The organism is Actinoplanes sp. NPDC024001 (assembly GCF_040638955.1).
GTDB lineage: Bacteria > Actinomycetota > Actinomycetes > Mycobacteriales > Micromonosporaceae > Actinoplanes.
In genome coordinates this window covers 1-18970 of the sequence record NZ_JBEZZB010000077.1, presented here as the reverse complement: position 1 = coordinate 18970, position 18970 = coordinate 1, and the positions used below count along the sequence as shown (strand labels likewise).

General features: G+C 71.5%; 15 protein-coding genes. 7 read left to right on the top strand and 8 right to left on the bottom strand.

The window, feature by feature from the left end; translation table 11 throughout:
* Positions 1 to 12: 12 nt before the first annotated feature.
* A complete protein-coding gene (locus AB0F81_RS27725) occupies positions 13 to 876 on the bottom strand; it encodes a hypothetical protein (RefSeq protein ID WP_360201826.1) in 864 nt (287 codons plus the stop codon).
* A 291-nt stretch (positions 877 to 1167) separates the two neighbouring features.
* Here AB0F81_RS27725 and AB0F81_RS27720 point away from each other — a divergent pair, with 291 nt between their 5' ends.
* Positions 1168 to 2316 carry a hypothetical protein gene (locus AB0F81_RS27720; RefSeq protein WP_360201824.1) on the top strand — a complete coding sequence of 383 codons (1149 nt, stop codon included), beginning with the start codon at positions 1168 to 1170 and terminating at the stop codon, positions 2314 to 2316.
* 324 nt (positions 2317 to 2640) lie between these two features.
* On the opposite strand, the gene AB0F81_RS27715 is transcribed toward AB0F81_RS27720, so the two are convergent.
* Both AB0F81_RS27715 and AB0F81_RS27710 read right to left on the bottom strand, forming a co-directional pair.
* A complete protein-coding gene (locus AB0F81_RS27715) occupies positions 2641 to 4026 on the bottom strand; it encodes an O-antigen ligase family protein (protein ID WP_360201823.1) in 1386 nt (461 codons plus the stop codon).
* 25 nt (positions 4027 to 4051) lie between these two features.
* Positions 4052 to 4966 carry a hypothetical protein gene (locus AB0F81_RS27710; protein ID WP_360201821.1) on the bottom strand — a complete coding sequence of 305 codons (915 nt, stop codon included), beginning with the start codon at positions 4964 to 4966 and terminating at the stop codon, positions 4052 to 4054.
* A 400-nt stretch (positions 4967 to 5366) separates the two neighbouring features.
* Between AB0F81_RS27710 and AB0F81_RS27705 the strand changes: the two genes are divergently transcribed.
* Genes AB0F81_RS27705 through AB0F81_RS27695 form a run of 3 tightly spaced genes read left to right on the top strand, consistent with a single transcriptional unit; the run spans position 5367 to position 8190 of the window.
* Positions 5367 to 6668 carry a glycosyltransferase family 4 protein gene (locus tag AB0F81_RS27705; RefSeq protein ID WP_360201819.1) on the top strand — a complete coding sequence of 434 codons (1302 nt, stop codon included), beginning with the start codon at positions 5367 to 5369 and terminating at the stop codon, positions 6666 to 6668.
* Positions 6665 to 7516: a glycosyltransferase gene (locus tag AB0F81_RS27700; protein WP_360201817.1), complete on the top strand. Its 852-nt coding sequence runs from the start codon at positions 6665 to 6667 to the stop codon at positions 7514 to 7516. Before AB0F81_RS27705 ends, AB0F81_RS27700 begins: the two co-directional genes overlap by 4 nt.
* An 8-nt stretch (positions 7517 to 7524) precedes the next feature.
* A complete protein-coding gene (locus tag AB0F81_RS27695) occupies positions 7525 to 8190 on the top strand; it encodes a polysaccharide deacetylase family protein (protein ID WP_360201816.1) in 666 nt (221 codons plus the stop codon).
* On the opposite strand, the gene AB0F81_RS27690 is transcribed toward AB0F81_RS27695, so the two are convergent.
* On the bottom strand, positions 8191 to 9126 hold the full coding sequence (locus tag AB0F81_RS27690) for a glycosyltransferase family 2 protein (protein WP_360201814.1): 936 nt from the start codon (positions 9124 to 9126) through the stop codon (positions 8191 to 8193).
* A 220-nt stretch (positions 9127 to 9346) separates the two neighbouring features.
* On the opposite strand from AB0F81_RS27690, the gene AB0F81_RS27685 reads away from it, so the two are divergent.
* Entirely contained in the window at positions 9347 to 12526 is a 3180-nt protein-coding gene (locus AB0F81_RS27685; RefSeq protein ID WP_360201813.1) for a N,N-dimethylformamidase beta subunit family domain-containing protein, read from the top strand.
* Between the two features lie 60 nt (positions 12527 to 12586).
* On the opposite strand, the gene AB0F81_RS27680 is transcribed toward AB0F81_RS27685, so the two are convergent.
* The 4 genes from AB0F81_RS27680 to rfbA form a co-directional block, all read right to left on the bottom strand.
* Positions 12587 to 13915, bottom strand: coding sequence for a UDP-glucose/GDP-mannose dehydrogenase family protein (locus AB0F81_RS27680; protein ID WP_360201812.1), 1329 nt, complete (start codon positions 13913 to 13915; stop codon positions 12587 to 12589).
* Positions 13915 to 15363, bottom strand: a complete 1449-nt coding sequence (locus AB0F81_RS27675; protein WP_360201810.1) for a sugar transferase — start codon at positions 15361 to 15363, stop codon at positions 13915 to 13917. The genes AB0F81_RS27680 and AB0F81_RS27675 overlap by 1 nt, the downstream gene beginning before the upstream one ends.
* Before the next feature lie 479 nt (positions 15364 to 15842).
* Positions 15843 to 16439: a dTDP-4-dehydrorhamnose 3,5-epimerase gene (rfbC, locus tag AB0F81_RS27670; RefSeq protein WP_360201808.1), complete on the bottom strand. Its 597-nt coding sequence runs from the start codon at positions 16437 to 16439 to the stop codon at positions 15843 to 15845.
* Complete coding sequence (gene rfbA, locus AB0F81_RS27665) at positions 16436 to 17308, bottom strand: glucose-1-phosphate thymidylyltransferase RfbA (RefSeq protein ID WP_360201806.1); 873 nt, start codon at positions 17306 to 17308, stop codon at positions 16436 to 16438. Before rfbA ends, rfbC begins: the two co-directional genes overlap by 4 nt.
* Positions 17309 to 17353: 45 nt before the next feature.
* Here rfbA and rfbB point away from each other — a divergent pair, with 45 nt between their 5' ends.
* Positions 17354 to 18331 carry a dTDP-glucose 4,6-dehydratase gene (rfbB, locus tag AB0F81_RS27660; protein ID WP_360201804.1) on the top strand — a complete coding sequence of 326 codons (978 nt, stop codon included), beginning with the start codon at positions 17354 to 17356 and terminating at the stop codon, positions 18329 to 18331.
* Positions 18331 to 18970: NAD(P)-dependent oxidoreductase (locus tag AB0F81_RS27655; RefSeq protein WP_360201855.1), on the top strand; the 640-nt coding region annotated here is incomplete at its 3' end. The genes rfbB and AB0F81_RS27655, both read left to right, overlap by 1 nt.

The following is an 18970-nucleotide window of genomic DNA, read 5'->3' as shown; positions in this document are numbered from 1 at the left end:
CGGGCGGCGTCATCACCAGTTGAGGCAGACCAGCTCGCTGTAGAGGTAGTCGATGTCGTCCGGGCCCAGGCTGTCGCTGCGGAACATCTTGTGCCGGTGCGACGGCAGCAGCGCCGACAGCCGTGGTCGCTCGCCCGTCACCCGCAGCTCGGCCAGGGTCAGCAGCACGCCGTGGCGCACCAGCAGGTGCCGCAGCAGCCGCCCGCGCAGCCGCCGGAACACCTCGCGGTCGCTGACGTGCAGGATCGTGCCGAACAGCGGCAGGCCCTTGCGCCGGTCCCGGCGGAAGATGACCAGGCAGGTGCGGTCACCGTCGGTCAGCAGCACCTGCCGGGCGGCGGCCGCCTCCGCGTGATCGAGGTGCAGCGCCAGATCGGGGCCGGTCAGCGCGGCCCGCAGCCGCTCCGGCCGGGAGGTGACGGCGCGCCCGCGGCGCGGCAGCGACGGCCACGGCAGGTTCGGGATCAGCGCCGTCGCGGTGTCCAGCGACCGGAACCCGAGGCGGGTGTTGATCGGCACCACGTTGCCGCTGGGCGAGAGGTCGGTGAAGTGGTAGCCGGGCTGCGCCAGCAGCGACTTGAGCAGTTTCAGGCTGTGGAAACGCTGCTCCGGCAGCACGCACCAGGCGCCCAGGTTGCAGAACCGCTCGGTGTGCCCGGCGATCTCGCGCTCGCTGTAGTAGGCCAGCAGCGCCCCGGCGAGCGCCCCGGAGTCGTCGAGCAGCATCACGCCGTGGTTGGGGGCGTCCACCTTCCACGGCACCTCGACGGCACGCGCCCAGTCCTCGGCCGGGACCCGGCTGTTGAGGTTGGCGTGCAGGAACTCCGCGACTGCTCGGACGTCCCCGCTGGTGATGGGTGCGACCCGAACGCTCAAAGTGGAATTCCTTTCGGATCCGGTACCGCGAGGACCGTACCGCGCCGAAACCCGGGCGGACCCGGCTCTGCCAGATTTCTGTCAGCGCGCCGAAACCCTTTCATCAGTCCACACACGACGTCATCCGCTGAACGGTGGAGGAAAAAGGGCCGTCGTGTCGTCCTATTTGCATGCATCGGGCACCGAACGCCCGCCCCCACTCCCCCACCGAATGCGTTTACCCTGGTCCGGCAGCGCGGACTACCTGGTCTGAATTCACCATCCGGAATGATCTCGGAGGGAAGTGCCGTCGTGAATGAAATCCCAACGCAAGGCGAACATCGCCGGCGCCGGCCGTGGCTCGTCATCGCCTCGGCGGCGGCCGCCGTGGTCGTCGTCGCCGCGGGGGCGGTCGCCTACCAGCGATCGTCGGACGAACCCACCGTGACGGCCGGCGAGACCACCACCGCCACCCCCGAGCCGGTCCTCGCCGGCTCCCCGTCACCGGCCGGCCCGGCCGCGGCCACCTCCAGCGCCACGCCGGCGGCCTCGGCGAGCGCCGCCCCGAGCGCCTCCAGCGCGCGCCCCTCGGCCAAGCCGAAGGCCTCCTCGTCCGCCCCGGCCCGGCCCACCGGCGGCGGTGGCGGCGGCTGCGCGCTGCCCGCCTATCCCACCGCGTCCTGCACCGGTGTGCCGGCGGGCTGGTCACCGCGGAAGACGGTCAATGAGCTGACCATCTCGAAAGCCGGCACGACCATCGAGAACTACCTCGTCAAGGGCAGCATCACGGTCAAGGCGAAGAACGTCACGATCCGCAACACCCGGGTCTACGGCAACATCAACAACTTCATCGGCGACCAGATCTACGGCCCGCTGACGATGACGAACGTCGAGCTGGTCAACCCGCCCGGTGAGACCTTCACCAACGACAGCGAGTCCGCGATCGGTGTCGCCGACTACACCTGCCGGCGTTGCAAGATCATCAACCGGATCGAGGGCTTCCGCACCGGCGGCACCGGATACGCCGGCGCCGGCCCGGTCGTCATCGAGGACTCGTTCATCCAGCTCGCGGTGCCGCCCGGCATGTGCGCGGCGGAAGACCCGCACGGCGACGGCGTGCAGGCCTTCGGCGGCCCGCCGACCACGATCCGGCACAACACCATCGACCAGCGGCTCGACGACTGCCCGACGGCTCCGATCTTCATCCCGGACCAGCAGAGCAACAGCGGCGGCATCGTCGACGACAACCTGCTGGCCGGCGGCAGCTACTCGCTGCGCCTCATGGGCGGCAACTACTCGTCCGTCAGCGGCAACAAGATCGTCCACGGTACGCCGGGTTACGGCCCGGTCGACGTGGCCTGCGACCGGATCCAGGACTGGAGCGACAACGCCGTGGTCAAGTACGACTGGGCCACCGGAACCATCCAGAAGGAAGTAAGCAAGCTCAAGCAGTGCGGCTGACGCACAGCGCCACTCCAGGCCGCCCGAGGCAGCGCTCGCGGTCAGCCGGGCCACCCGGCCGGCGCGCAGCGCCGCCCCGGACCGCCCGAGACAGCACTCGCGGTCAGCCGGGCCACCCGGCCGGCGCGCAGCGCCGCCCCGGGCCGCACAAGGGAGCACTCGCGGTCAGCCGAACCACCCGGCCGGCGCGCAGCGCCGCCCCGGGCCGCACGAGACAGCACTCGCGGTCAGCTGGGCTGCCCGGCTGGCGGGCAGTGTCGCCTCGGGCCGCGCGAGGGAGCGCTCGCGGTCAGCTGAGGGTGGTGGCTGGCCGGGAGTGCTTGTTCAGCCCAGGATGCGGCGCACGGTGGAGGTTCGCACGGTGCGCCGGGGGTGGGTGAAGCGCCAGACCGCGCCGCACAGGCCGGTCAGGGCCGCCAGCGTGAAGGCGAAGGTGGTGAAGCCGAGCGAGTCGAAGGTGCCGCCGACCACGATGGCCAGGAACTGGGTGGCGATCAGCGCGGCGCACAGGTGCCGGTCCTCGTCGGTGGCGGCCCGGCGCAGCGCGATGATCGCCAGGACGATGCAGGTCACGTGCAGGGTGGCCAGCGCCACCACGCCGATGATGCCGCAGGTCACCAGGGTGTAGGCCCACTGGTTGTCCAGGATGATGTTGTAGAGGTCCGGGATCAGCGTCCCGGGGCCCCGGCCGAGCCAGGGCCGCTGCGAGAACCAGTGCTCGATGTAGGCGTAGTCCTTGGTGCGGCCCTCGATGCTGGGGTCGGCCTCCACCCAGAGGAACATCGCCTTCAGGGTGCCGAGCAGGCCGGGCCGCAGCACGTTCATCGCGGCGATCACCACGATGCTGATCACCAGCATGTTGTAGCGCATCCGCCAGTTCCAGGCGGCGATGAACATGATCAGCATCGCCACGCCGAGCGCCACCACGCCGGTGCGGGAGATCGCGATCGGCACGGCCGCGGCGATGATCAGCGTCAGGGCCGCGAACATGATCCGGGTGTTGCGGGTCTGGGCGAAGCGGGAGAAGTGCAGGCCGAACGGTACGGCCATGGCCAGCACCGTGCTGAACTCGATGTAGTGGGTGGCCGTCCCGGCGACGCGGAACAGGTTCGCACCGCGCATCTGGAAGTCGGCGAGATCCGACTTGAGCTCCAGCCCGGGGACCACCAGGTGCTGGGCGACGTCGTACTCGAACAGCGACTGGATCAGCCCGATCACGGCCATGAACGCGGCCGACCACAGGAACACCTGCAGCACCCGGCGCAGCCGGGCCCAGTTGGGGATGCCGTCGGCGGCCATCAGCACCAGCCCGATGAACTGCACCGAGATCAGCACGTTGAAGTTCTGGCCGTTGGCCTCCAGGCTGGGCAGGCCACGCAGCAGCCCGGCCATGTAGGACAGCATCAGCGAGACCAGATAGAACCCGCAGGCCCAGCGCAGCGGCTGCGGCCCCACCATGAGCAGCTGCGGACTGAGCCGGGCCATCAGCCACCAGGCGAACAGCGCCAGCGCGAGCAGCAGCGCGGGCCGGCCGGCGAAGGTCAGCGACGGCACGATCAGGGTGGCCGGCAGCACGTAGAGCAGGACGATCAGCAGGCTGATCACCCCGGCCACGTCCAGCCGCACCTGCAGGCGCCGCGAACTGTACGTCCGCGGAGCGATCAGCGACGGTTCGAGATCGACCGGGTGATGCAGGGTCGGTGCCGTCATGGCCTTCCCGTCATGGTGCCGCCCGTCAGGCGCGGCGGGTCTGGTGCGAGTTCGGCAGGACGACCGTGGCGTCGATGCCGGCCTCGGCCCGGGTGCCCTGGGCGGGGCGCGCCGCCGGGCGGTTGCGCCCGTCGGGCTGCCGGCGGTCGTCCACCGGCCGGCGGTCCCCGGCGTAGACGCTGCGGCCGGCCTGCGGCTGCGGGCGCAGCACCTGGGTCTTCTCGGCCGACGAGAGCGGCACGGCGGGCACCGGCCCGGTGGGCACCGGCTCGACGGCGGCGGAGGCCACGCCGCTGCCCTTGTCCTGGTCGTCCTCGTCGCGGCGGCTCTTGCGGCGGCGCAGCCAGTAGTCCAGCGCGATCGTGGACGCGGTGGTCGTCAGCAGCCCCAGGCCGGCGGCCACGATGAGCACCCGCTTGCGGGACCCGCTGTCCTGCTCCGGGGCGCTGCCATCGTTGATCACCAGGGTGGAGATGGTGTCCTCGGGCAGCGTGCCGTACTGCTTCTGCTTGGCGGCGATGTCGTCCTGCAGCAGCTTGATGACCCGCTGCACGGTGCCGGTGGCCTGCTCCTTGCTGTGCCCGACGACCTCGATCTCGAACAGCGGCGTCCGGTCGTTGAGCAGCACCGTGATGCTGTCGGAATAGCCCTCGGCGACCAGCTTCTCGATCGACGTGGGCTTGGTGACGGTGAGCGCGGCGGCGTTGCCGAGCGCCGCGTAACCCAGGTCGTTCCACGGGTTCGTGGGCCGGGGCTTGGCGTTCGGGTTCAGCGGTTTGCCGGCGCTCGGTGCCGGAATGAGCTGCATGTAGCCCATGGCCTTGTAGTCGGGCGACACGGTCTGGGCGGCGGCGATGACCGCCGCGACCGTGACCATCAGCATCGGCACGGCGAAATACCACCGGCGGAGCAGGAGCCTGGTGAGGTCCCAGAGGTCCACGGTTTCCCTCTCGTCATCGGGTCTCGATGCCGACCCTCGCCGACCTGGAGGCTGGTCGTCCATCCACCATCGATCTTAGGCATTCGCCCGTCCGGACCATATCGACTGCCGCTCTGGCGGCTGTCATAAAACCGACAAGCCCTTTCGCATGGGTCAATGTCTGTTTCGCCGCATGCCCAATACGGACCATATCGCATCAAGTCGTGTCCACTTCGTACGGACAATGTCCACTATGCACTGACGCATGTGCGAATCAGGGCTTACCACGAAAGTCATCCCACATCGCGCGGCTGACAAAAACGGACGACCTCGTACCGCCCGGACAGCCGGTTGCTTGTCGCTCATCAGATCCAGCAGTGTCTTTGCGAGTCCGGTGCAGACGAAGGAGACGGACCGCATAATGGCCGCGAAAGCGCACGTCACCATCCTCATCGCCAATCTGCCGGCCGAGCGTGACCGGCGAGTCATCCGGGAATGCCTGACTCTCGAGGAGAAGGGCTTCGAGGTCACGGTCATCGCGCCACGCGGCGACAAGAGCCTGCGCGTGCTGCCGGGCAGCCGGAACACCCGCCTCAGGCCGTACCCGGTGAAGGTCTACGGCAGCGGGGTGCTCACCTTCGCCGTCGAGTTCGGCTGGTCGTTCCTGTGCATCGCGATCCGCCTGATCGGCGAGGTGCTCGCCGGGCGCGCCCACGCCGTCCAGGTCTGCAACCCACCGGACGTCTACTGGCCGCTCGCCCTGCTGCTGCGCGCGATCGGCCGCCCCTGGGTCTTCGACCACCACGACCTGTGCCCCGAGGTGTACGCGTCGCGGGCCGGCGCCGAGGGCGAGGCCCAGCCCAACAGGTGGGTCTCCCGGGTGCTCGTGGCGATGGAGTGGCTCACCCTGCGCACCGCCACCGAGGTGGTCGCCACCAACGAGTCGTTCAAGGACAACGCGGTGCGGCGCGGCGTGCCCCCGGAGAAGGTGACCGTGGTCCGCAACGGCCCGGCCACCAGCGAGATCGCGGTCACCGGCGACCCGGACGAGGCGGTCGCCGAGGACGGCACGCTGAAGGTCGTCTACCTCGGCGTCTTCGGCCCGCAGGACAACGTCGAGGGCGTGGTCCGGGCCGCCGACGAGCTGACCCGCCGTCGCGGCCGCACCGGCTGGAAGGTGATCCTGGCCGGCGACGGCGAGAGCATGCCGTCGGTGCGCAAGCTGACCGCCGAGCGCGGCCTCGAGGACGTCGTGGAGTTCACCGGCTGGCTCGACGGCCCGTCGGTCGACGCGCTGCTGCGCGAGGCCACCATCGCCGTCCAGCCGGACCTGCCGACCCGGATGAACGACCTGTCGACGATGGCGAAGACGGTGGAGTACGTCGGGCGCGGCGTGCCGGTGGTCGCGGCCGACCTGACCGAGACCCGCCGCACGCTCGGTGACGCGGGGGTCTACGTGCCCAACGGCACGCCGGAGGAGTTCGCGGCGGCGATCGACGCCCTGCTCGACGACCCGGACCGGCGCCGGCAGATGCGCAAGCTGGGCCGCGACCGGTTCCTCAGCCTGCTCTCCTGGGAACACCAGGCCGATCGGTACGCGGCGGTGTTCCAGCGGCTGCTGGCCCGGCGCCTGCGCGGCCGCACCGTGACGGAGACTCCCGCGGCACGCATCCCGCGGCAGCGCACCGGATCGGCGAGCGAGAGCCGGGCGGACAAGCGATGACGAGCGTCGTCATCGCGGCCCACAACGAGGCCGCGGTCATCGGGCGCTGCCTCGACACCCTGCTGGCCGGGGCGGCACCCGGCGAGTTCGACGTGACCGTGGTCGCCAACGGCTGCACCGACGACACCGCCGCGGTGGCGGAAGCGCGCACGGGCGTACGCGTGCTGGATCTTCCGGAAGCCGGCAAGGCCGGCGCGCTCAACGCCGGGGACGCGGTCGCCGTGGGTTTCCCGCGGGTCTATCTCGACGCTGACATCGTGCTGTCCACGGCCGCGGTGCGCGCTCTGGCCGAGGCGCTGGACAGCCCGGGCGCCCTGGCCGCCACCGTCGGCCGGGAGCTGGACGTGACCGGGCGGCCCCTGCCGGTCCGGGCCTACTTCGCGATCCACGGGCGGTTGCCGGTGTTCCGCGACGGGCTGTTCGGCCGGGGTGTGGTGGCGCTGTCCGAGGACGGCCGGGCCCGCTTCGACCGGTTCCCGGAACTGATGGCCGACGACCTGTTCCTCGACTCGCAGTTCACCCGCGAACAGAAGCGGCACGTCACGGCGTACACCGCCCGGGTGGCCACGCCGCGGCGCACCGGCGACCTGATCCGCCGCCTGGTGCGCGTGCGCGGCGGCAACGCCGCGATGCGCCGGGCGGCGGCGGCCGGCGAGATCACCGTCGCGGTACGGCCCGCAGCCCGCCTCTCCTGGCTGCGCGACGTGGTGCTGCCCCGGCCCTGGCTGGCCCCCGCAGCGGTCTGCTACGTGGCGATCACCGTCCGGGCGGCCCGGGCCGCCCGGCGCGCCGGCGACGCCGTGGAGTGGGAACGCGACGAGTCATCCAGGACAGCGGCGAGACGGTAAAGGCGATCATGCAGAACGGCGTCATCAACATCTGTTTCCACGGCATCGGCACCCCGCAGCGGGACCTGGAGCCGGGCGAGGACCGCTACTGGATCAGCGAGGAGCTGTTCCACGCGGTGCTGGACGAGATCCGTGGCTGGCCGGCCGTGCGGATCAGCTTCGACGACGGCAACACCTCGGACGTCGAGATCGGCCTGCCCGCGTTGCTGGAGCGCGGTCTGACCGCGGACTTCTTCGTGCTGGCGGCGCGCCTCGGCAAGCCGGGCAGCCTGGACGAGGACGCGGTCCGGCTGCTGCACCGCAGCGGCATGACCGTCGGCACGCACGGCATGTGGCACCGGCCGTGGCGCGGCATGGACCCGGCGACCAGCGACGAGGAGCTGGTGGTCGCCCGCGACCGGCTCGCCGAGGTGGTCGGCGCCCCGGTCGACCAGGCCGCCTGCCCGCTCGGCCGGTACGACCGGGAGCTGATCGCCCGGATGCGGCGGCTGGGTTACACCCGGGTCTTCACCAGCGACCGGCGGCGCGCCCGGCCCGGCGCCTGGCTGCAGCCTCGATACAGCGTGCGGGTCGACGACACGGTCGGCTCGCTGCGCGCCGAGGCCCTGGTCGGGCCCGGCGTGCTGAGCCGCTGGAAGCTGGAGGCGGTCGGCGTCGCCAAGCGCCTGCGGTGACTATCCGCGAGCGCGGTGCACCGTGTGCGGGCCGGGCGTCTCCCGCAACCGGGCCGGGCTGAGCAGGGCGCGGGCCGCCATCCGGCTCGGCGCCTTGCCCAGCGCCGCCCGGCTCGCCTCGCGCAGCAGCAGCGCGGCCCAGAAAGCGGTGGCCGCGACCCGGCCGTGACGCCGGCCGTAGAGCCGCACCTTGTTGAGCGTCAGCACCGTCCACAGTCCCGGCGACACCTTCGAGTCGCCCTCCAGGTGGACCGCCCGGGCGGCCGGGGTGAACCGGGTGACCAGCCCGGCGTCGCGGGCCCGCAGCGCGAAGTCGGTCTCCTCGGAATAGAGGAAGAACGACTCGTCCCACGGCCCGACGCGCTCCCAGCACTCGGCGCTGAACAGGACCGTCGAGCCCTCGGCCCAGTCGGTGACCGTCTCCGCGCCGTAGCGCCGCTCGTCGGTGACCATCTCGCCCAGTGCCGGGTACCGGCCGGCGCGGACCGCGCCCAGCAGCGCGTCGCCGAGCACCCGCCGCACAGCGGGATCGCGGCGCATCGTGTGGATCAGCCGGCCGTCGCCGTCCACCAGCAGCGGCACCGCGATGCCGGTGCCCTCGGTGCGCAGGACGCCGAGCAGCGTCCGGACGCAGCCGGGCGTCAGCCGCACGTCCGGGTTCAGCACGAGCACCGCGGTGAACGGGCCGGCCTTCGCCACGGCCGCGTTGATGCCGGCGGCATAGCCCGCGTTGCGTCCCATCTCGACCACGGTGGCGGTCGGCGCCAGCCGGCGCACCGCGCCCACCGAGTCGTCGGCGGAGGCGTTGTCCGCGACGGTCAGGTGCCAGTTGACGCCCTCCAGGCCCGGGCCCAGCGAGGCGATCAGGTCGGGCAGCAGGCGCTCGCTGTTGTAGGTGACGACGACGACCGCGACGGTCTCGGACGTGCTGTCCAACGCGCTCTCCCCCTGTCGGTGCGGACGGTTGCCATCCTGCCGTCCGCAGTGGACGCCCGGTACGGCCGGACGGCCGACGCGACAGCCGAAAAGGCGGTCCGGGCCGCCCTTTCGGATCGAAAACCCGCTGGCGGCCGTCGATGTCGGCTTGCCGATAGATATCGGCGAGTGACTATCAACAGGATCACCGGAAGCGGTCCGACGCGGGGAGGCGGTTATCGTGCCGAAGTTCCGGATCTTCCAGCGGCGGGCGCTGCTGGTGCTCGTCCTCGTGGCGACGGCGCTGTTCGTGCCGCCCGCCGGCCCGGCCGCCGCCGACCCGTGCGCGCCGCTGGTCAACCCGGTCGCGTGCGAGAACACCAAGCCCGGCACCCCGCGCGGCACGTGGGACGTCTCCGGGGCCGGCAGCGCGGCGCTGCAGGGCTTCCCCACCGAGATGAGCGTCGACGTGGGCGAGACGGTGCACTTCAAGGTGCGGTCGACGGCCGCGTCGTACCGGCTCGACATCTACCGGATGGGCTACTACGGCGGCAACGGCGCGCGGCTCATCGACTCGGTGAACCCGGTCGGCCGCCAGAGCCAGCCGGACTGCCTGTCGAACGCCGCCACCGGCCTGGTGGACTGCGGCAACTGGGCGGTCTCCGCGTCCTGGCCGGTGCCGGCCACCGCGGTCTCCGGCATCTACTTCGCCCGCCTGGTCCGCACCGACGGCACCAGCGGCGCCAGCCACGTGCTGTTCGTGGTCCGCGACGACGCCCGCCGCTCCGACCTGCTCTTCCAGACCTCCGACACGACCTGGCAGGCGTACAACACCTACGGCGGCAACAGCCTCTACACCGGGTCGCCGGCCGGGCGCGCGTACAAGGTCAGCTACAACCGGCCGATCACCACCCGCGGCACCGGCTCGGAGGACGCGGTCTTCAACGCCGAGTACCCGATGGTGCGGTTCCTGGAGGCCAACGGCTACGACGTCAGCTACTTCTCCGGCATCGACACCGACCGGCGCGGCGCGCTGCTGCGCAACCACCGGGTGTTCCTGTCGGTCGGCCACGACGAGTACTGGTCCGGGCCGCAGCGGGCCAACGTCGAGGCGGCCCGGGACGCCGGGGTGCACCTGGCGTTCTTCAGCGGCAACGAGGTGTTCTGGAAGACCCGCTGGGAGACCGCGGTGGACGGCTCGGGCACGCCGTACCGGACGATGGTCTGCTACAAGGAGACCCACGCGAACGCGGCCATCGACCCGAGCAGCGAGTGGACCGGCACCTGGCGCGACCCGCGGTTCAGCCCGCCGAAGAACGGCGGCCGGCCGGAGAACGCCCTCACCGGCACGATCTTCAAGGTCAACTCCGGTACGGTGAACCTGCAGGTCCCGGCGGCCGACGGCAAGATGCGGCTGTGGCGTGACACGACGGTCTCCACGCTCGCCACGGGAGCCACGGCGACGCTCGGCTCCGGCGTGATCGGCTACGAGTGGGACGAGGACGCCGACAACGGGTTCCGCCCGCCGGGGCAGATCCGGCTCTCCACCACCCGGGCCACCGGCGTGGAGGTGCTGGTCGACCACGGCTCGACGTTCCAGAGCAACAGCACCGCCACCCACCACCTGACGCTGCACCGGGCGGCCAGTGGCGCCCTGGTCTTCGGCGCGGGGACGGTGCAGTGGTCGTGGGGCCTGGACAGCAACCACGACCGGGGCTCGGGGGCGGCCAGCACGCCGATGCGCCAGGCCACGGTGAATCTGTTCGCCGACATGGGCGCGCAGCCGGCGACCCTGCAGAGCGGCCTGGTCGCGGCGACGGCGTCGACGGACACGACGGCGCCGACCGCGGCGATCACGGCGCCGGCGGCGGGAGCGCCGGTGCCGGCCGGGGTGGCGGTCACCGTCTCCGGGACCGCGGCGGACACCGGCGGCGTGGTCGGCGGGGTCGAGGTGTCGACGGACGGGGGCGCCAGCTGGCATCCGGCGAACGGGCGGGGCAGCTGGACCTACAGCTTCACGCCGCGGACCGCCGGGCCGGTGGAGATCCGGGCCCGGGCGGTGGACGACAGCGCCCGGATCGGGGCGGCGGTCAGCCGTACGATCGCTGTCGCTCCTCGGGTCTGCCCCTGCTCCCTGTGGAGCGCGAGTGACGTGCCGGCGATCCCGATGGACCCGGACACCTCGGCCACCGAGGTCGGGGTGAAGTTCCGGGCCGCCGTGGCGGGCCGGGTCACCGCGCTGCGGTTCTACAAGGGCGCCGGGAACACCGGCACCCACGTGGGCAAGCTGTGGACGGCGAGCGGCACCCAGCTGGCGAGCGTGACCTTCCCGAACGAGACCGCCTCGGGGTGGCAGCAGGCGAACCTGTCCACGCCGGTGACGCTCACCGCGGGCGCCACCTATGTGGCGTCCTACCTGGCGCCGAACGGGCGCTACGCCGGCGATCCCGGATATTTCGCCACCAGCGGGGCGGAGAGCGAGCCGTTGCAGGCGCTGCGGGATGGGCTGGAGGGCCCGAACGGCGTCTACCGCTACGGCAGCGGCTTCCCGACGATCGGCTGGGAGTCGGCCAACTTCTGGGTCGACGTGGTGTTCACCCCGACCGGCTCGGGGCCGGACACGACCGCGCCGATCGTGACAGCCCAGTCCCCCGCGCCCGGCGCCACCGGCGTCGCGCCCGGCACCACGGTGAGCGCGACGTTCAGCGAGCCGGTCGTCGCCGGCAGTCCGGTGGTCACGGTGACCGGGCCGTCCGGCGCGGTGCCGGGATCGGCCGCCTACGACACCGCGTCGGCGCGGGTCACGTTCACGCCGAGCGCCGCGCTGGCCGCCCCAGCGACCTACACGGTGACGGTCAGCGGCGCGCGCGACGCAGCGGGCAACACGATGACCAGCACGTCGTGGCAGTTCACCACGGCTGCCGCGCCGACCGGGACCTACTCGGTCTGGCCCGCCTCGGCGACGCCGGGCACCCCGGCCGACTCGGACACCGCGGCGGTCGAGGTGGGGATGAAGTTCCGCAGTGACGTGGCCGGGCGGGTCACCGGTGTGCGGCTCTACAAGGGCCCGGGCAACAGCGGCACGCACGTCGGCCATCTGTGGTCGCGTGACGGTCAGCTGCTCGGCACGGCGACGTTCGGCTCGGAGACGGCCACCGGATGGCAGCAGGCGAACTTCGCCACGCCGGTGGCGATCAGCGCGGGGACGACCTACATCGTGTCGTATCACGCGCCGAACGGCCGCTACGCGGCCGACAACGGCTACTTCGCCGCCGGCGGGGCGGACAGCGGGCCGTTGCACGCACTGCGCGACGGCGTGGACGGAGGCAACGGCGTCTATCGGTACGGAACCAGCGGCTTCCCCACGAACACGTGGCAGTCGAGCAATTACTGGGTGGACGTCGTCTTCACCGCGTCGTAGGCGCTTCCCCAGCGTGGGAAGTTCGGCCGCGGAACGCGCCGGAAGTTCACCCGGCGCGGGTCAGGGCCGGCCGAGGGCCCGGTACTCCCAGCCGGCGGCGCGCCAGCGAGCCGGGACCAGCGCGTGCCGGCCGTCGACGATGCGGGGGCGGCGGACCACGGCCGCCATCGCGGACGGCTCGATGTCGCGGAACTCGGTCCACTCGGTCAGCAGCACGACGACATCAGCGTCGCGGGCGGCGTGCAGGGCACTGGTGCCGTACTCCAGCTCAGGGTGCACGCGCCGGGCGTTCTCCATCGCGGCCGGGTCGAAGACGACCACGTGCGCGCCCATGGTGTGCAGCGTCGCCGCCACGTCCAGCGCCGGAGCGTCCCGGATGTCGTCGGAGTTGGGCTTGAACGCCGCCCCGAGCGCCGCGATCCGCTTGCCGGTGACGTCGCCGCCGCACAGCTCGACGACCAGGTCGACGGTGCGCGCCCGCCGCCGCCGGTTGATGCTGTCGATCTCGCGCAGGAAGCCGACCGCCTGACCGACGCCCAGCTCCTCGGCCCGGTGCGCGAACGCCCGGATGTCCTTGGGCAGGCACCCACCACCGAACCCGAGACCGGGGCGCAGGAACTTGCCGCCGATACGCTCGTCGTACGCCAGGGCCTCGGCCAGATCGTGCACGTCCGCGCCGGTGGCCTCGCAGATCTCGGCCATCGCGTTGATGTAGGAGATCTTGGTGGCCAGGAACGAGTTCGCCGCTACCTTGACCAGCTCGGCCGTCGGCAAGTCGGTGACCTTCACCGGCACGCCCTGGGCGAGCACCGGCCGGAACGCCGCCCGCAGCTGCTCCTCGGCCCACCCGGAGGTGACGCCGAAGACCAGCCGGTCGGGTTTCATGGTGTCGTCCACAGCGAAGCCCTCGCGCAGGAACTCCGGGTTCCAGGCCAGCTCCACGGCGTCGCCGGCCGGGGCGAGCCGGCGCACCAGCCCGGCGAGCCGGGCGGCGGTGCCGACCGGCACGGTCGACTTGCCGACCACCAGCGCGCGGCGGCGCAGGTGCGCGGCGAGCTCGGTGACCGCCGCGTCGACATAGGTCAGGTCGGCAGCCTCGGAGCCGGCCCGCTGCGGGGTGCCCACGCAGATGAAGTGCACGTCGCCGAACGCGCCGGCCTCGGCGAAGTCGGTGGTGAACCGCAGCCGGCCCGAGTCGAGGGCCTTGGTGAGCAGCTCGGGCAGGCCGGGCTCGAAGAACGGCACCTCGCCGGAGGCCAGCTTGGCGATCTTGTCGGTGTCGACGTCGACACCGAGCACCTCGAAGCCCATGACGGCCATGCAGATGGCATGGGTGGCGCCGAGATAGCCGGTGCCGACGACGGTGAGACAGGGCGGGGCGGCGCTCATCAGTACGCCCCCGAGCTGCGCACGACGGCACTCACCGTGCGGGCCAGGATCGCCACGTCCATGGCGAGCGACCAGTTCTCCACGTAGGTCAGGTCCAGCCGGATCGACTCCTCCCAGGACAGGTCGGAGCGGCCGGAGACCTGCCACAGCCCGGTGAGGCCGGGCTTGACCACGAGGCGGCGCAGCATGTCGGACGGGTAGCCGGCGACCTCGCGGGCCAGCGGCGGCCGCGGCCCGACCAGTGACATGTCGCCCTTGAGCACGTTGAACAGCTGGGGCAGCTCGTCGAGGGAGAACCGGCGCAGCCATTGCCCGACCGGGGTGACCCGCGGGTCCCGGCGCATCTTGAACAGCTCGCCGTCGGTGTCGTTGAGGTTGCGCAGCTCCTGCAGCCGCGCCTCGGCGTTGACCACCATGGTGCGGAACTTGTAGAGCGTGAACGGCCGGCCGTCCTTGCCGACCCGCTCCTGCCGGAAGATGGCCGGCCCGCGCCCACCGGGGCCGAACATCACCAGCGCCGCCACCACGGCCAGCACCGGGGCGCTCAGCAGCAGCAGGACCAGCGCGCCGACCCGGTCGAAGATAGTCTTGACGATGCGGGCGCTGCCCTTGAGGCGCGGGTGCTCGACGTGCAGCATCGGCAGGCCGTCGACCGGGCGGATCGTGGTGCGGTCTCCGGCCACGTCGATCAGCGTGCTCGCCACGATCAGGTCGATCTCGTCGCGCTCCAGCTGCCAGCCGAGCCGGCGCAGCATCGGCCCGTCGATCTCCGGGCAGGAGAGCACGACGACGGTGTCAGCGTCGGAACGGGCGACCGCCGAGGCGATCGCGTCGAAGGTGCCGTAGACCGGCGGCAGGCCGGGCAGCAGGCGGGCCTGGCTCATCCCGGGCGGCAGGCAGGCGCCGATGACGCCGAGACCGTGGTAGCGCTCGCGGCGCAGCCGGCGGGTCATGTCGATGACGGCGCGCTCGTGGCCGACCAGCATGACCCGGTGCAGCCGCTCGCCGCGGGCCCAGGAACGGTGCAGCCGCTGGCGGAACGCGTACCGCGCGCCGAGATCGGCGAGGAGCAGCAGCGGAATCGCGATGAGGATGTATCCCCGGGCCAAACGCAGGTCGAACGCAAAGGAAACAATGGCGAGGCCAGCGGTCAGCGCCAATCCGGAACGGAACACCCGTGCGTACTCGTCGGTGCCGACGAACAGGTGGCGGGGCTCGTATGCCCGGTTGACCGCCAGGCAGGCCGTCCAGGCGATCGGAAATATGAGCGTGAGCAGCAGATGGTCCCGCAAATACGGCTCGGGGCCGGAGGATCCGAATCTCAGGACCAGCGCGGCGCTGGCCGCGAGCAGCCCGACCGCCAGGTCGATGAGGTACAGGTTGCGTGCGTACCGACCGTGCCACCCGGCGCGGGCCTCGCCGGCCCGGTTCCGGGCCTTGAGCTGCATCGCAGTCTCTGCCAGGTCCACCGTCGACGCAGATTCGACTGTCTGCACTCCCTTGCCCCCGTCATTGACTGCGGTCTACTCATGGTCCGATTTTCCCGGTTTACCGGACATGCCGGTGAGGCCGGACTGAGTGGATTCCTCCCGGGGCAGCGAGCCACGGGACACACTGGACAGACTGCTGAACCGTAGCCCCCTCGCGCTACACCTTTCCGTTCGTTAGGAATGGCGATTCGGACGATGGGGAGAACGAAAAGGGTGCAGAGGGTCCAGTTCGGACCAACCCGATTTCCCACCTGCTTCGGCCCACACCATGGCGGAACCGAGGTCTCGGTGGCGGCCACTTACTACTGAAATGGCAACGGGTCAACGGCCCCACGGCCACGATTGAATGTAATCAATCCGACTGGGCGCTATTTCAGTGCACTCGAATGGGACGGGGGCCGACCGGCGCCCCGCCCCGTCACTCGCGCCGCGCGGATCTACCCGCGGCGCGCCTCGATGTAGGCGGCACAGTCGTCGTACCGCGGCAGCAGCCCGACCGCGAGGGCCTCGGCCAGGGTCGGCGCCTCGGCGTCCTTGCCGGAGAGCACCGGCCGTTCCACCGGCCACTCGATGCCCAGCTGCTCGTCGAACGGGTGCACCCCGTGCTCGTGCCCGGGCCGGTAGGTCGACGAGCACAGGTAGGCCACCGTCGCGCCGTCGGTGAGCGCACAGAACCCGTGCCCGAGGCCTTCGGCCAGATAGACCGCCCGCCGGTCCGCGTCGTCGAGCCGGACCGCCTCCCAGGCGCCGAACGTGGGCGAGCCGGCCCGGATGTCCACCACCACGTCGAGCACCGCGCCGGACACGCACGTCACGTATTTCGCCTGCCCCGGCGGCACGTCGGCGAAGTGGATGCCGCGCACCACGCCGCGGGCCGACACCGACAGGTTGGCCTGGGCCAGGTCCAGCCGATGGCCGACCGCCTCGGCCAGCGCGTCGAACCGGTACCACTCCAGGAAGGTTCCCCGGTCGTCGCCGTGCTGCACCGGCGTGACCTCGAAGGCGCCCTCGATCGTCAACGGCCGGATCTTCATCCCAGACCCCCGTCCAGCAGCTCCACCAGGTACTGCCCGTACCCGCTCTTCAGCAGCGGGCCGGCCAGCTCGCGCAGCCGGGCGTCGGAGATGAAGCCGAGCCGCCAGGCCGCCTCCTCCACACACCCGATCTTCAAGCCCTGCCGTTCCTCGATCACCCGTACGTACTCCGACGCCTGCACCATCGACTGGAAGGTGCCGGTGTCCAGCCACACGGTGCCCCGGTCCAGCACGGTCACGTCGAGCCGGCCCTGCCGCAGGTACTCCTCGTTGACCGCGGTGATCTCCAGCTCACCGCGAGCGCTGGGCTCCAGCTTCTCGGCGATGCGGACCACGTCGGCGTCGTAGAAGTAGAGGCCGGGCACCACGTACCGCGACTTGGGGCGCTGTGGTTTCTCCTCGATGGACAGCACCTTGCCGGCCGCGTCGAACTCGACGACACCGTAGCGCTCCGGGTCGGCCACCGGGTACGCGAACACGCGCCCCCCGTTCGGCTGCCCGAACCGGGCCAGCTGCCGACCGAGGCCCACCCCGTGGAAGATGTTGTCGCCGAGGATCAGCGCGACCGGCTGGTCGCCGATGAAGTCGGCGCCGATCCGGAACGCCTGGGCGATCCCGTCGGGTTTCGGCTGGGCGGCGTAGGACAGCGAGAGCCCGAGCCGGCTCCCGTCGCCCAGCAGCCGGTGGAAGTGCGGCTGATCCTCGGGTGTCGTGATCACCAGGATCTCCCGGATCCCGGCGGACACCAGAGTGGTCAGCGGGTAGTAGACCATCGGCTTGTCGAAGATCGGCATGAGCTGTTTCGACATGGCCATCGTGATCGGCCAGAGTCGCGAGCCGGTTCCCCCGGCGAGCAGAATTCCGCGCACCGGGGAACCCTAAACTTCAGCGTCCACCCTCTACACTCGCCAGTCGTGCAGATTTTCGTGACCGGCGGTGCCGGATTCATCGGATCGACCTACGTCAGGGCCCTCCTGCAGGACGAGTACGCGGGTGCAGCCGGTGCGACCGTGACCGTTCTGGATCTGTTGTCGTATTCCGGTAATCGCGCCAACCTGCCGCTGTCGGATTCCCGACTCCGATTCGTGCAGGGCGACATTTCCGATTCTGACCTGTTGCGCGAACTGCTTCCCGGACATGACGCCGTAGTGCATTTCGCCGCCGAATCCCATGTTGACCGGTCCATTTCCGGCGCGGTTCCGTTCGTCACCACCAACGTGCTCGGCACCCAGGTGCTGCTCGACGCCGCCCGCGCCGCCGGGGTCGGCCGGTTCGTGCACGTCTCCACCGACGAGGTCTACGGCTCGATCGAGCAGGGCTCCTGGACCGAGACCTGGCCACTGGCGCCGAACTCGCCGTACGCCGCCTCCAAGGCCGGCTCGGACCTGCTCGCCCTGGCCGCCCACCGCACCCACGGCATGGACGTGGTGGTCACCCGCTGCTCCAACAACTACGGGCCGTACCAGTTCCCGGAGAAGGTCGTCCCGCTGTTCGTCACCAACCTGCTCGACGGCATCCCGGTGCCGCTCTACGGCGACGGCGGCAACGTCCGCGACTGGCTGCACGTCGCCGACCACTGCCGCGGCATCCAGCTGGTGCTGGAGAAGGGCCGGTCCGGCGAGATCTACCACATCGGCGGCGGCACCGAGCTGACCAACAAGGAGCTCACCGTCCGCCTGCTGGACGCCTGCGGCGCCAGCTGGGACATGGTGCGGCCGGTCGAGGATCGCAAGGGCCACGACCGGCGCTACTCGCTGGACATCAGCAAGATCAGCGAGGAGCTGGGCTACGCGCCGCGGATCAGCCTGCTCGACGGCCTGGCCGCCACGGTTGACTGGTACCGCGAGAACCGCGCCTGGTGGGAGCCGCTCAAGGGCCGGGCGGCCCGCTGATGCGCTGGCTGATCACCGGCGCGGGCGGCATGCTCGGCCAGGATCTGTGCGCCGTGCTCGCCGGCGCCGGTGCGGCCGACGTGGTCGCGGCCACCCGCGCCGACCTGGACGTGACCGATCCTCATCAGGTCCGCGACGCGGTCGCCGGCGCCGACATCGTGCTCAACGCCGCGGCCTGGACCGACGTGGACGGGGCCGAATCCGACGAGCCGGCCGCCACCGCGGTCAACGGCCACGCCGTCGCGGCGCTCGCCGCGGCCGCCGGCAAGCGGCTCGTCCACGTCTCCACCGACTACGTCTTCGACGGCTCGGCCACCACGCCGGTCCCCGAGGACACCCCGCACGCCCCGATCAACGCGTACGGCCGCGGCAAGGCCCTCGGCGAGCGGGCGGTGCTGGCCTCCGGCGGCTACGTCGTGCGCACCGCCTGGCTCTACGGCGAGCACGGCCCCAACTTCGTGCGCACCATGCTGCGGCTCGCCGCCGAACGCGACACGGTCGCCGTGGTCGACGACCAGCAGGGCCCGCCGACCTGGTCCTACGCGCTCGCCCGGCAGCTGGTCGCGCTGGGCGCCGCGGTCGCCGACGGCCGCGCCGCGCCCGGCGCCTACCACGGCACCGCCGCCGGCTCCACCACCT

Coding starts and splice junctions, on each gene's coding strand:
- AB0F81_RS27715 (WP_360201823.1), bottom strand. CDS start 4,026: ATGACGGCACCGACCCTGCATCACCCGGTCGATCTCGAACCGTCGCTG.
- AB0F81_RS27705 (WP_360201819.1), top strand. CDS start 5,367: ATGGCCGCGAAAGCGCACGTCACCATCCTCATCGCCAATCTGCCGGCC.
- AB0F81_RS27700 (WP_360201817.1), top strand. CDS start 6,665: ATGACGAGCGTCGTCATCGCGGCCCACAACGAGGCCGCGGTCATCGGG.
- AB0F81_RS27695 (WP_360201816.1), top strand. CDS start 7,525: ATGCAGAACGGCGTCATCAACATCTGTTTCCACGGCATCGGCACCCCG.
- AB0F81_RS27680 (WP_360201812.1), bottom strand. CDS start 13,915: ATGAGCGCCGCCCCGCCCTGTCTCACCGTCGTCGGCACCGGCTATCTC.
- AB0F81_RS27675 (WP_360201810.1), bottom strand. CDS start 15,363: ATGCAGCTCAAGGCCCGGAACCGGGCCGGCGAGGCCCGCGCCGGGTGG.
- rfbC (WP_360201808.1), bottom strand. CDS start 16,439: ATGAAGATCCGGCCGTTGACGATCGAGGGCGCCTTCGAGGTCACGCCG.